This window comes from Legionellales bacterium (assembly GCA_026125385.1).
In the GTDB taxonomy this organism is placed as follows: Bacteria; Pseudomonadota; Gammaproteobacteria; order JAHCLG01; family JAHCLG01; genus JAHCLG01.
On the sequence record JAHCLG010000010.1, the window covers coordinates 71,148 to 84,091 of the forward strand.

A 12,944-nucleotide genomic window follows, 5' to 3' on the forward strand; every position below is an offset into this window, starting at 1 on the left:
AAAAAAGCCCTGGAATCCAGGGCTTTTGGCGATTAGGCTTCGCTTGAATGGGTTAGCGCATCAACACAAACAAATTTACGTTGTTCTTTGCCTTTCACTTCAAATCGGACAACACCAGCCACTTTGGCAAATAGGGTGTGATCACGTCCCATCCCAACATTTTCACCAGGATAAAAACGTGTGCCTCGTTGACGAACAATAATATTGCCGCCAATCACCGCTTGGCCACCGTAGCGTTTTACACCTAAGCGTTTTGATTCTGAATCGCGACCGTTACGAGTACTACCACCAGCTTTTTTATGTGCCATTGCTTTAAATCCTCTTATACTTTTTCAATATCAACAATTTCAACTTTGGTAAAATGTTGACGATGCCCTCTGTGTTTCATCATGTGTTTACGACGACTGAAACGAATAATGCTAATTTTACGATCGCGGGCATGCGCAATAATTTTAGCTTTCACTTTACCACCGGCAACATAAGGGCTACCGATATTTTGGCTCTCACCTTCTGTTACCATTAGGACTTTATCAAATACCACTTCGCTGCCAGCTTCAGCATTTAATAATTCTAGTTTAATTACATTACCTTTGGTGACACGATATTGTTTGCCACCACTTTCAAAAACCGCATACATAGCTCGACTCCGCTGACGATTACTTATACATTCTGACACGCATAGCGCATTCAGTTCTAAGGGGGCGTATTGTACGAGAAATTTAACCACACTGCAAGAAGCTTGACAGTCACCGCAATCATCCCTAGCATCACGCGTTAATCTCTTTCTATTTGAGTAACCTAACCTATGGATTTGGCGGCAATTCGCGCGACCATTGCGGATGATTTACAACATGTTGATAACGTCATTTTAGAAGCGCTGTCTTCTAAAGTCGAATTGATTGGCCAAATTGGTCATCATATTGTCGATAGCGGTGGTAAACGCTTGCGCCCGATGTTAGTTTTATTAGCGGCTAGGGCGTTAGATTATGCAGGTTCAAAACATATTCAATTAGCGGCCATCATTGAATTTATTCATACGGCAACGTTATTGCATGATGATGTGGTGGATAATTCCTTAAAACGCCGCAGCCAAAACACTGCTAATGCGATCTGGGGTAATTCGGCCAGTGTATTAGTGGGCGATTTTGTCTATTCCCGATCGTTTCAAATGATGGTGGAAATTGAACGCCTAGATATCATGAAAATTCTTGCCGATGCCACCAATCGCATTGCCGAAGGTGAAGTATTGCAATTACTCAATCGTCACAATCCCGCGACCACCGAAGACGCGTATATGGAAGTCATTAATTATAAAACGGCGACGCTCTTTCAAGCCGCCACCAAACTGGGAGCCACTATTGCGAATCAATCTCCCGATCGCTGCCAACTCTTATGTGATGTGGGATTACACTTAGGCATTGCTTATCAATTGATTGACGATTTATTGGATTACAGTGATCACGATATTGGTAAAAATATTGGGGACGATTTAGCTGAGGGTAAAATCACTTTACCGTTAATTCATGCCCTGCAAGTGGGAAATTCCAATCAAATTAATCACATTCAACAGGCTATTAAACAAGGCAATATTGACGATCTCACCCTAATTAAAACCATTTTACACGAAACCAAAGCACTCATTTACACCCAACAAAAAGCACAAGAATTTTGTGGACAAGCTCTCTCTTTATTAACTCAATTACCCGATTCAATTTATCGCCGTGCTTTAATGGGAGTTGCAGAGTTTATTTTGGCACGAGGTTACTGATCGGGGTAACAGGATTCGAACAGGTACCCCTGTTTTGTGAAAACAAAATTTATATCTGCGAAAGATATTTTTTTAAAGCAAGGCTTAATTTAATTAATTTTTGTTTTTTCAATACGCGTAAATATTCATCCACACTCATCGGTGGATTTTTCAAACCCAATCGCAAGCGCTGAATTGCACTGCAAACAATATTGGGGGCAAGATCAATAAGATGTGCAATAAAATCATCAGGATGTTGTGCTTCAATACCAAACTCATTTAATCTAGAAACTGGAAAATCATTAAGATTAAAAGTCACAATCACCGCTGCTGATGAACGAATAGCCGCAGCTAAAACATGTCGATCATTTTCATCGGGTAATGTCAGTGATGGAATTAATTTTTCATAACCTGTCACTAAACAATCGCGCGTGTGAATGTTCATTAACTCACGAATGCGTTCTAATTGTTCGCGTTTTAGATCTGGGCGTTTTATCAATAAATTCCGTATCCATTCATCATGAATTTGATTAGTCCACTTAGCTTGAAATAAATCGGTTAACGCCAAATGCATCAGTAAATCGCGTAAAGGTGCAGGATAAAGTACGCAAGCATCGTATAGTGCGATAAAGCTTGCCACTTATTCATATCCCATATCTAAATCTTGTGCTAATTTGGTTAATTCTTCCAAGGTTTGTAAGCGTTTTTCGTCGATAGCAAGTTTATACTTCAGCACATCGTTTGCGTAAACACGGCGGCGCGTTCCTACTTTATGAAACGGAATCGCTCCCTTTTCTAATAAGCTCACAAAATGTGGGCGTGAAACATTTAATAGATCAGCAGCTTCTTGGGTGGTTAATTCTGCATGAATAGGTAATAATGTTACTGCATTGCCTTCCGCCATTTGTTCTAAGATCGCTAATAATAATTTTAGCGCGGAAAGTGGTAATACCAATTCTTTAGTTTTACCCCCTTTGACGAGTTGAAAGGCAGCCATTTGCTTAGCAGAGTCAACATAATCTGCTAAAACGCGACCGGATATCTCTGCCTGCCGAGATTCTTTTGCAGTCGGCATATGGAGTTGAAGTTTAGCGATGTTTCCCATGACCATTACCTCCAGCAAAGACAGTTTGCTATAAGAACAAGTATAGCAGATATTCGAAACAAACGAAATATTCGAAATAGACGAAACCCAATGAAAATTTGACTCTGTTAAATGAGCTGGATTAATTTTTACTGATCGGGGTGACAGGATTCGAACCTGCGACCCCTGCTTCCCGAAAGCAGTGCTCTACCAGACTGAGCTACACCCCGAATGTGTGATGAGTTTATCAAGGGTTGAAATCTCTTTGCAACTGATTAAAAAGCCTGTTCATTTTGATTAGCAATTGCTAGTTTTCTCTGCACTACTATTTATTTACTCACATCAAAAAAATTATCGCTGGTTTGATAATGGATATCCCAACGCCATAAACTAAAATTGGTATTTTTATCGTAAATATCCAGTTGCTCTTGCTGTTTTAATTTTTTTACTAAAAAAATGGAAATTGGTAATACGATAATTTCAATCATGATTTTAATCAGCCATAAGACGATAATAAATTCGATTAATTGTGGTGTTGGCATGACGTGCCAAAATGCGATAACACAAAATAATAAGCTATCTAATCCAGCCGCGCATAGTGTGGATACCACAAAACGCAGTGCGATATAGTTTCCCTGCATTTTAATTTTGAGTTTGGCTAAAATATACGAATTAATCGGTTCACATAATAAATAACTTACAATGGAGGCGACAATAATGCGAGTATTAAATTCTAAAATTTTGTCAATCATTGGATTTAAATGTGCAAAACTGGGACTGGGCAAATGAATGATAATTTGGCTGTAGCCAATGTAAATTAAATTAAATAATAACCCCGCCCAAATGGCACGCCTGGCGTGTTTATAGCCATAGACTTCGGTAATTAAATCGGATAACACAAAGGTGAGTGGGTAAATCAGCGTGCCCGCATCGGTATTAAAACCGAATAACACAATAAATCGGCAATCAAACCAATTCGCCAGTAAAATTGCCACCGTATAGCTTAAGGTTAAAAACCATAAATAATGAAAACCACTTGCAATATTATTGCTGATCGATGGTGTCTTGAGATTTGGCTTGGCGTTTACGTTCGTCTTCATAATGTAATTCTAACCACATGGCATTTAAAATCGAAAATGCGCACGCTAAACCAAGACCTAATACCCATGAAAAATACCACATAATTAATATACCCCGTGTTCATCGCTGGTGATATCGTTCGCTGTGACTTTGCCGCGCAACACATAATAAACCCACGAAGTATACATTAACACGATGGGTAATAAAATGAGGGTGGCAACCAGCATAATAAATAAAGTGGATTGACTTGAAGAGGCATCCCACACAATTAAACTCATATTAGGATTTGTAGTCGATGGTAATAAAAAAGGAAACATACTAAATCCCACGGTTAAAATAATTCCTAGAATGGAAATTCCACTTGATAAAAATGCGAATCGCGAAAATTTAGCAAAAAGCAATACGATGATTGCGCCAAAAAATCCCAGTGCAGGCGCTAACATAAAATAAGGATATTGATGATAATTATTTAACCACGCGCCCACGCTCTGCGTCACCGTTTTATAAAGAGGATTCGAGGGTTCGGCAAAATCTATGGCATTGCTAACTTGATAACCTTGGATACCTTTGGCAATCCAGATCCCTCCGATGGCAAATAAAATAATGACCAACAACGCGCAACTTCGTGAAATAGTATAAGCGCGTTGATGAATGCGATCGGTGGTTTTTACCGCGACATATAATCCACCGTGCATGGCTAACATAAAAGCACTTAATAATCCACATAATAAAGCAAAGGTATTAAATAACTCGAAAAAATTACCCGTGTAAAATGCGCGTAAATCCTGATCAAAATGAAAAGGAATGCCTTGCAAAACATTACCAATCGCCACACCAAATACCACTGCGGTTAATAATGCACTCACCGCGAGTAAATAATCCCACGTATAACGCCAACGCAGTGCAGGCATTTTGCTGCGATATTTAAAAGCCACTGGACGAATAATAAAACAAAATAATAATAGCAGCATGGCCAAATAAAAACTTGAAAAACTGACGGCGTATAAACTCGGCCACGCTGCAAAAATTGCACCGCCGCCTAAAATAAACCACACTTGATTGCCTTCCCACACTGGCCCCACGGTGTTAATCGTGATGCGCCGTTCCAAATCGGTACGTGCCACCAAAGGCAATAGCATTGCCGCCCCAATATCAAAACCATCCATCACGGCAAAACCAATGATTAAAATACCGAGTAATAACCACCAAATAATCCGTAACTCAGGGTAAGTTAATGGCACATGCATGTTAAGCGTTCTCCTGCTGCGTGAGGTGAGTGGGCCCAAGGCGAATATATTTCACCATTAAAAATAATTCGACGATTAATAATATCGTGTAATACGAAATAAATCCGACCAGTGAAATCAGCAACTCTTTGACACTGAGTGAGGATACACCCATAAAGGTGGGTAAAATTCCTTCGATTAACCACGGTTGCCGACCATATTCCGCCACAAACCATCCCAATTCACTGGCAAGCCACGGCAGTGGTAAACTGCATAAGGCTAACCATAAAAACCACCGTGAGGTTGTTAAACGTCGGCGTGAGGCTAAATAAAATCCCGCAGCAAATAAGAAAATAAAATAAAAACCCAAGCCAACCATGCCACGGAAAGCCCAAAATAGCGGTGCCACTTGGGGCACGGTGCTCCACGCTGCTTGATCGATTTGAGCGGGAGTGGCGTGAGTGATGTCGTCGGTGTAGCGTTTTAATAAAAATCCGTAACCTAAATCGCGACTATTTTCTTCCAAGGTTTTTTGCGCTGCTAAATCATTTGGATTTTTTTGCAAGGCTTCCAACGCCGCATAGGCTTTGATCCCCGTTTGAATTTTCGCTTTATCGCGTTCGACCAAATCAACAATGCCTGGTAAAGGTGTGTCGAGTGAGCGCGTGGTAATTAAGCCTAACACAAAGGGTACGCGCAACGCGTATTCGGTGCGATGTTGATCTTGTTGTGGGAAACCAAAAATCGTGAATGCCGCGGGCGCTTTTTCGGTGTGCCACATGCTTTCAATCGCTGCGATTTTCATGTGTTGATGTTCGGTGGCTAAATACCCACTTTCATCACCTAAGACGACGACTGATAATGCCGAGGCCAAGCCAAAAGACACCGCCACCGTTAAGGAGCGTTTGGCAATTTCGATGTGTTTGCCTCTTAAAAGATATAATGCGCTAATCGAAAGCACAAACATTGAGCCAGTCACATAACCCGCGCTAACTGTATGAACGAATTTGGCTTGCGCTACTGGATTAAATAATAAATCGTAAAAACTCGAAATTTCCATGCGCATGGTGTGAAAATCAAAATGAGCGCCGACTGGATTTTGCATCCAGCCATTGGCAATTAAAATCCACAATGCCGATAAATTCGTGCCTAAGGCTAAAAACCAGGTTACTGCCAAATGCTGAACGCGTGATAATTTTTTCCAACCAAAGAAAAATAAACCCACTAACGTCGCTTCTAAGAAAAAGGCCATTAAGCCTTCAATCGCCAATGGTGCGCCAAAAATATCGCCGACAAAATGCGAGTAGTAAGACCAATTCGTACCAAATTGAAATTCTAGGGTAATTCCGGTCGCTACTCCCATCGCAAAATTAATTCCAAATAAGACGCCCCAAAATTTTGTCATGTCGCGCCAAATTTGCCGTCCGGTCATCACATACACGCTTTCCATGATGGCTAGCATCCATACTAAGCCTAGCGTGAGTGGCACAAAAATAAAATGATACATGGCGGTCATGCCAAATTGTAAACGGGATAGGTTGACGAGTTCGGTGTTGATCAAGGTAGTTCTCCGCGATGAAACTGCGAAATTATGGCGGTTAGTTTAGTACCGCGTGTTGATCTAGATCAAGCTTGTTGTTAAATTTTCTTGCACAGAGCATACTGCCACCCTAGACTTAGCCGCAACATAGGTTGATTAATAGATAAGAAGATTGTGATCGAGTTAACACATAAACGCATCATCATCAGCAAGACCAATCAAATTGGCGATGTCATGCTGGCATTACCCATTGCCACTGCCTTAAAACGATTAAATCCTAGGTGTCATATTATTTTTTTAGGGCGCAATTATACGCGTGGATTAATCGAACAGTATGCCAGTGTCGATGAATTTGCCGATTGGGAAGCAATGTCTAAACCATATATCAACGACACTATCGCGCAATTCAAAAAATTACGCGCGGATATCATTATTCATGTATATCCCCATCGCGAGATTGCCTATTGCGCGTATCGCGCTAAAATTCCCATTCGTCTTGGCACCTGGCGCCGATTATTTCACTGGCGCTACTGCAATCGCTGGATTAATTTATCTCGCCACAATGCGAATTTGCATGAAATGGAATTGGACATGAAATTTCTGCGCGCGTTTAACGATAAAACCGTGTATACCAAGAATAATTTACCGGATTTATTTTCTTTTAAGCCTTTTAATCGTCACTATCCCAGTTTGGATTTATTAAAAAACGATAAATATAATTTATTATTACAACCAAAAACTCGCGGCCAACACATTGAATGGTCTCCAAACCATTTTGCGCAATTAATCGCGTTATTACCGCCCGAACAATTTCGTATTTTTGTGATTGGCACGCCCCACGAAGGCGATTTAATTCGCGAAAAAATTCTGCAACCTTTTCCTCACGTGCATGACATGACCTTGAATATGAATCTGGAGGAATTAATTCATTTTATGGCGCACGCCGATGGGTTAATTTGCGCTTCCACGGGTCCTATTCATATTGCCGCTGCCTTGGGGATTGATACGCTGGGTTTATACGCACCGATTAAACCCTTTGACGCTAGCCGCTGGGGACCAATTGGCAAACGCGCACAGGTGTTGTGTATTGATAAGGTTTGTGAGGCTTGTCGCGATGGGCGAGCATGTGCGTGTGTGTTGACGATTGAGCCTCGAAGGGTGATGGGGGTGGTTTTGGGGTGGTGTGAAAGGAAATTAGTGAGATGAAATACTCCTGGCTACACCATAATCAGAAAATCCATCATGTTGATTTAATCGTGTCGGCGTACTAATAGAACTTCTACGCATAATTGAATTCTGCTGATTAGAGGAAGAAGACGAAAAAAATCCCAACCAATTACAAAAACGATCGCAAAGCGTTGGTGATAAATTTCCTGTTTGACCTGATGATTCTACATGACGAGAAGTAGAAAGATTTGGCTGATTACCTTGATCTTTTTGATCTTCTTCATCAAATCGACTATCTGAATTCTGCCGATCGAGGAATGGTTCTTGTAACGGACTAGCCTCACTAAAATTCGCAGAAGCAAATCCACACCATTTACTAGGACTTATTTCAGAACACCAACGCGACAGTCGATTGCATAAACTATCTCGAGCAATATGAGCTTGAGCAACATTCTGTTCCGTCGGTAAGTGCGAATAATCTAGTAAATAACGAATCCCCGATGTCAACAAATTAGGATATAAAGTTAATATTAATCCAGTCAGTCCACCTAAACTCACACCAGTCCAAAATAATCCCACAAAAGCAGCAATGGTACGGGCGGTTAATATGGCATCACATTTAATGTTCTGAAAACTCAAATTTTTATAAAAAACACCATACACACTTTCTGAGGAGCAAGGGGCTGCTACTTGTATATAATCACCAAATTGACCATTGCGCCATAACACATATAAACCACTTTGCAAAAGATAATTCGCTAATTTCGTGGCGGGCAAAAATGCTGCGATAGCCCCAATGACCACACCAATGGCTGCTCCTTTATAAGCAGTATTCCATTTTTGATCCAACCAGGCTTTAACTCTTTTAGCGGTGAGAGGAGCACCTTGCAGTTTTTTGCTGAGTTCATATTTACCTTCAGATTCTAGAAATTTTTCTAGCGCCAAGGTTTCCGTAAAAGTGAATTTTTGATTTTTGCTATCTGAATTATTAATTTTATCCTTCATCGTATTTGTTAAGTTATCTGAATTAATGCGCATCAGACCTTTTACTTCAATTAAATCTTCATCTGAAAAACCAGCGAGTGCTGCATATTCTTGCCGCGAATAATAACGAGTTAACAATAATCCGATGATCAATACTGCCAAAGCTTGTAATCCAAATAAAGAATACGCACTTGCAAACTCTGCAACGCCTATCCAAGCATTCATGATAATGCTAAGTTGAGAAGCGTCGCATAATGAGAAATCATCGCCATTCGGATCGGGATAATTTGACGTTACAATCGTTTTAAGCACATTGGCGAACGACCCACAATAATTTTGCGCAGCATACTCATCCACAAAATTAATTGCGCGGGCAAGCGATAATCCGGTGATCCATAGCAAATTAACGGTTTTTAATACACTAGAAGTTGCATCATAAAATATTGTACGATTGGGATCGTTATACCAACTAAGAAAAGGTGTATTAATATTCTGACTAAACCAGGTTTTAAGTGTTGCAGAGTCTGGACGGAGTTTATCAATTAACGTAGCCGCACCATACGCAGCGCTTGCCAATAATGGCACAGCAAACATTGGTGCCGACATGCCAAGCCAGGGATAACTGGTTAACGTCATTAAATTTAATTGCGGATTAATATCACAAGATTGCACCAATAATTCAAAAATTTCACCACAGCCTAATTCTTCTTTTAATTGATGCGCTTTTTTCGCCATTAGGCTTAACCCAATCAATAAACCGACGGCCGATAAATTTTTAGTGTAGCTGTTAACATCTTGGTAATAACGGTTGATTGATCTAACGTAACGAGCTATTGAGCTTTTTTGATAACCTTGGATATCTGTGATAATAGAATCGTCATTAATACTCTCTAATTTTGAGCTTAATTTTGCTAAGTCAAGACAATTATCTTTATTTTTCGCCATCGCATTTAAATTTAATTCATCGAGTTTAGCAAAAACCTCTAACCGTTTTTCTTTGAATTTCTCCAAATCTGTTATTAATTTTTTATTATGTTTAAGCTGATGATCGTTTTTTACTTTTGCAATTAATTTTGAAAACTCTTCTGGGGTGAGTGACTCTAATTGATTATCCACAAAATTACTGTTTACTTGTCGTGCAATAGCATTTAAGTTAGTATCATTTATCGCTGGAAAATGTCGATGATTTTCTTGATAATACAATTTCCACAACGACATTTTAATAGTGCTTAATAACTCTTTTTTACTGCGCGTTTCTAAAAATTGTTTAATACCAGAAATTAAGACGGTAGGAATTAATAACAATACCAGAGGTGTGGTGATCCCAAAGGCTTCTTTGCGCACTGTTGCAGCATCCAATGCTAACGCATTTTTCACCACATCGGGGATTTCAAGGCGATAATCCAAGGTATTATAAAGATCGTATAATACCGCGCGATAAACGCTGACATAATCAATGATTGACAACACAGAAAAAACTTGTGAAAACACATTCCAAACTAACGTAAATGATTCACTGACGATACCTGATAATTCTTGTTTTTCTAATTCGTCATTAATTGCTGCGAAGTCACTCTTACGTTTGGCATTTGCTTCTAAATCTTGAGCCACGATATTCTCTACCCTGTTTTTTTGTTATTCTACGAGATTATCCAAAGAACACGAATAGTAAAGGAATTCCATGCAATTAGCAAAACTATTACTCTTGCATTGTCTATAATATCCAGTAAAATAGCGTGTTTTTCCGTGCTGCAACAACGAAACTACTTGCACTTTGGGCTAAGGTGTTGAAAAATTAAAGCAAATAAGAATTAAATAGGACACCATATTGAAACGATACATTTGGTCTTGGATATTGATTGCGACGCCCTTTCTGGTGTATTTAACACCAGCCCATGCTTCTTTATCCCAAGGAAATATCAGCATCGAGGAAATCATTACGCTACCCAATGGCTCTCCATACTATCCTATTCACTCTATTTTGGTTTATGCAGGTACATCCCTAGACTCTTGCTCAGATTTAACACTCGTAAAAACAATCAATAGTGATAATAATAACCATATCATGGTTTTTAATGGCGCTTCTCAAATCAGCGTGCCTGCTGATTTATCTAATTATCTCCCACCCCAAGCTCAAACTTTTTATACTTGTTTCCGCCTCGATTTTCAACATACAGCTGATGGAAAAATCTATTCCAGCAATCCTGTAAAAATCCGCTGGAATTCCAGTTTAGCTCAGTACGAAGATAATGCGGGCTCAAATTCCATTACGCTTTCTGTAAATTTTGATTAATCCTATCCCTGCTCTATATCAATTACCCCTTGTCCAAATCCCAAAAATCAGGATAATGCCACTTTATAATTTTGTTTAACCAACGAGACTCTAGCATGACCACCACCATTCACCACGCCTTAAACGGCACGATTTCCGCAGGCAGCACCGTCACGATTCAAGGCTGGGTGCGCACGCGGCGCGATTCCAAAGCGGGATTGTCTTTTTTAACGATTTACGATGGTTCGTGCTTTGCCAGCATTCAAGTGGTGGCGGCAGCGCAGTTAGACAATTACACTTCCGAGATTTTACGGTTAACTGCGGGTTGCTCGGTGAGCATCACCGGCACGTTAACGGAATCACCCGGGCAGGGACAACAAGTTGAAATTCAAGCGCAACGTGTCGTCGTGGTTGGGTGGGTAGAAAATCCCGATACTTATCCCATTTCACCCAAACATCACAGTTTAGAATATTTGCGTGAAGTGGCACATTTGCGCCCGCGCACCAATACCATTGGCGCCGTCACTCGCATTCGCCATGCCGCCATGCAATCGATCCATCGTTTTTTAAATCAACAAGGCTTTTATTGGATCGCAACACCCATCATCACTCAAAGCGATTGTGAAGGTGCGGGAGAATTATTTCGCGTCAGCACCTTAGATTTAATGAATTTACCACGCACAGAAAAAGGTGCTATCGATTTTAATCAAGATTTTTTTGGCCGCGAAACGTTTCTGACCGTCTCTGGGCAATTAAATGTCGAAACCTATTGTTGTGCCTTATCAAAAGTGTATACCTTTGGCCCCACCTTTCGTGCTGAAAATTCCAACACCTCGCGACATCTAGCCGAATTTTGGATGATTGAACCGGAAATTGCTTTTGCCGATTTAAACGATGCAGCGCAATTAGCCCAACAATTATTAAAAACAGTTTTTAGCGATATATTGAATGAGCGCGGAGATGATATGGCGTTTTTTGCTGAGCGCGTCGAAAAAACCTGTATTCAGCGTTTAGAACATATTATTCACGCTGAATTTGAGCGCATTGATTATACGGATGCCATCACGATTTTAGAAAAATCCTCGAAATCATTTGAATTTCCCGTTTCTTGGGGCATGGATTTGCAAACCGAACACGAGCGTTTTCTTGCCGAAGAATATGTAGGCCGTCCAGTGATTGTGATGAATTATCCCAAAGCAATCAAAGCATTTTACATGCGGCAAAACGACGATAATAAAACCGTGGCCGCCATGGACGTGCTCGCCCCCGGCATTGGTGAAATCATTGGTGGCAGCCAACGGGAAGAACGTTTGGATAAACTAGAACAACGTTTTGATGAGATGAAGCTCGATAAACAGCATTATTCTTGGTATTTAGATTTACGTCGCTACGGCACCGTGCCGCATGCGGGGTTTGGTTTAGGGTTTGAACGCTTGATCAACTACATCACCGGTCTTGCCAATATCCGTGATGTGATAGCGTTTCCTCGCACGCCCAGGAATGCCGATTTCTAGAGCGTGAATAAAGCAGTCTTGGCATCTATGCTTTATCCTTATTTTTCGAACTCACTTTCCTTTTTAGTGACAGCAAGCGGGTCGCATCAAATCGATCTATTTGAGCAACCTGTCGATAGTGCATGGTGGTACCAATATCACTATGTCCGGCATTTTCTTGCGCAACGTTAAATAGCGATCAATAATACGTGATTTAGCTTGCTGCCTAGCTTTTGGTGGTAATTGTCATCGGTAAATTCCAACAAAATTTTTCCCATATTGTTTGGAGCATCTGCGATGAAAAATAAGGGTTTGATCAATTCATAGTGATCTGATTTTCTTGTAGCCATG

13 protein-coding genes and 1 tRNA gene are annotated in these 12,944 nt (G+C 40.4%); 4 read left to right on the plus strand and 10 right to left on the minus strand.

Annotated features, from left to right (window positions below; all coding sequences use genetic code 11):
* Positions 1 to 32: 32 nt before the first annotated feature.
* Positions 33 to 308, minus strand: a complete 276-nt coding sequence (gene rpmA, locus KIT27_05745; protein ID MCW5589150.1) for a 50S ribosomal protein L27 — start codon at positions 306 to 308, stop codon at positions 33 to 35.
* Between the two features lie 14 nt (positions 309 to 322).
* Positions 323 to 637 (minus strand): 50S ribosomal protein L21, encoded by a 315-nt coding sequence (rplU, locus tag KIT27_05750; GenBank protein ID MCW5589151.1) that lies wholly within the window; start codon positions 635 to 637, stop codon positions 323 to 325.
* A gap of 168 nt (positions 638 to 805) precedes the next feature.
* On the opposite strand from rplU, the gene KIT27_05755 reads away from it, so the two are divergent.
* Entirely contained in the window at positions 806 to 1,768 is a 963-nt protein-coding gene (locus KIT27_05755) for a polyprenyl synthetase family protein (GenBank protein ID MCW5589152.1), read from the plus strand.
* 49 nt (positions 1,769 to 1,817) lie between these two features.
* Here KIT27_05755 and KIT27_05760 read toward each other — a convergent pair whose 3' ends face one another.
* The 7 genes from KIT27_05760 to KIT27_05790 all read right to left on the minus strand — a co-directional run bounded on the left by KIT27_05760 (position 1,818) and on the right by KIT27_05790 (position 6,698).
* The gene (locus KIT27_05760) at positions 1,818 to 2,387 is read right to left on the minus strand and encodes a PIN domain-containing protein (GenBank protein ID MCW5589153.1); all 570 of its coding nucleotides are present in this window, start codon (positions 2,385 to 2,387) and stop codon (positions 1,818 to 1,820) included.
* A complete protein-coding gene (locus tag KIT27_05765) occupies positions 2,388 to 2,822 on the minus strand; it encodes a helix-turn-helix domain-containing protein (GenBank protein ID MCW5589154.1) in 435 nt (144 codons plus the stop codon).
* Positions 2,823 to 2,987: 165 nt separating this feature from the next.
* Positions 2,988 to 3,061: transfer RNA gene (locus KIT27_05770), tRNA-Pro, on the minus strand.
* Positions 3,062 to 3,160: 99 nt separating this feature from the next.
* Entirely contained in the window at positions 3,161 to 3,931 is a 771-nt protein-coding gene (locus KIT27_05775) for a queuosine precursor transporter (protein ID MCW5589155.1), read from the minus strand.
* A complete protein-coding gene (gene cydX / locus KIT27_05780; GenBank protein MCW5589156.1) occupies positions 3,876 to 4,013 on the minus strand; it encodes a cytochrome bd-I oxidase subunit CydX in 138 nt (45 codons plus the stop codon). Before cydX ends, KIT27_05775 begins: the two co-directional genes overlap by 56 nt.
* A 2-nt stretch (positions 4,014 to 4,015) precedes the next feature.
* Positions 4,016 to 5,152, minus strand: a complete 1,137-nt coding sequence (cydB, locus tag KIT27_05785) for a cytochrome d ubiquinol oxidase subunit II (GenBank protein ID MCW5589157.1) — start codon at positions 5,150 to 5,152, stop codon at positions 4,016 to 4,018.
* A gap of 7 nt (positions 5,153 to 5,159) precedes the next feature.
* Positions 5,160 to 6,698, minus strand: a complete 1,539-nt coding sequence (locus tag KIT27_05790; protein MCW5589158.1) for a cytochrome ubiquinol oxidase subunit I — start codon at positions 6,696 to 6,698, stop codon at positions 5,160 to 5,162.
* Positions 6,699 to 6,851: 153 nt separating this feature from the next.
* Between KIT27_05790 and KIT27_05795 the strand changes: the two genes are divergently transcribed.
* A complete protein-coding gene (locus tag KIT27_05795) occupies positions 6,852 to 7,883 on the plus strand; it encodes a glycosyltransferase family 9 protein (protein MCW5589159.1) in 1,032 nt (343 codons plus the stop codon).
* Here the strand turns inward: KIT27_05795 and KIT27_05800 are convergent.
* A complete protein-coding gene (locus KIT27_05800) occupies positions 7,872 to 10,439 on the minus strand; it encodes a hypothetical protein (protein MCW5589160.1) in 2,568 nt (855 codons plus the stop codon). The genes KIT27_05795 and KIT27_05800 overlap by 12 nt on opposite strands.
* A gap of 217 nt (positions 10,440 to 10,656) precedes the next feature.
* Between KIT27_05800 and KIT27_05805 the strand changes: the two genes are divergently transcribed.
* Entirely contained in the window at positions 10,657 to 11,121 is a 465-nt protein-coding gene (locus KIT27_05805; protein ID MCW5589161.1) for a hypothetical protein, read from the plus strand.
* A gap of 95 nt (positions 11,122 to 11,216) precedes the next feature.
* Entirely contained in the window at positions 11,217 to 12,614 is a 1,398-nt protein-coding gene (gene asnS / locus KIT27_05810) for an asparagine--tRNA ligase (protein ID MCW5589162.1), read from the plus strand.
* Positions 12,615 to 12,944 lie beyond the last annotated feature (330 nt).

What these genes read in the sequence shown, in the direction of transcription:
- KIT27_05765 (MCW5589154.1), bottom strand. Translation starts at nt 2,822, where the DNA reads ATGCCGACTGCAAAAGAATCTCGGCAGGCAGAGATATCCGGTCGCGTT.
- cydX (MCW5589156.1), bottom strand. Translation starts at nt 4,013, where the DNA reads ATGTGGTATTTTTCATGGGTATTAGGTCTTGGTTTAGCGTGCGCATTT.
- KIT27_05775 (MCW5589155.1), bottom strand. Translation starts at nt 3,931, where the DNA reads ATGAAGACGAACGTAAACGCCAAGCCAAATCTCAAGACACCATCGATC.
- rpmA (MCW5589150.1), bottom strand. Translation starts at nt 308, where the DNA reads ATGGCACATAAAAAAGCTGGTGGTAGTACTCGTAACGGTCGCGATTCA.
- KIT27_05755 (MCW5589152.1), top strand. Translation starts at nt 806, where the DNA reads ATGGATTTGGCGGCAATTCGCGCGACCATTGCGGATGATTTACAACAT.
- asnS (MCW5589162.1), top strand. Translation starts at nt 11,217, where the DNA reads ATGACCACCACCATTCACCACGCCTTAAACGGCACGATTTCCGCAGGC.
- rplU (MCW5589151.1), bottom strand. Translation starts at nt 637, where the DNA reads ATGTATGCGGTTTTTGAAAGTGGTGGCAAACAATATCGTGTCACCAAA.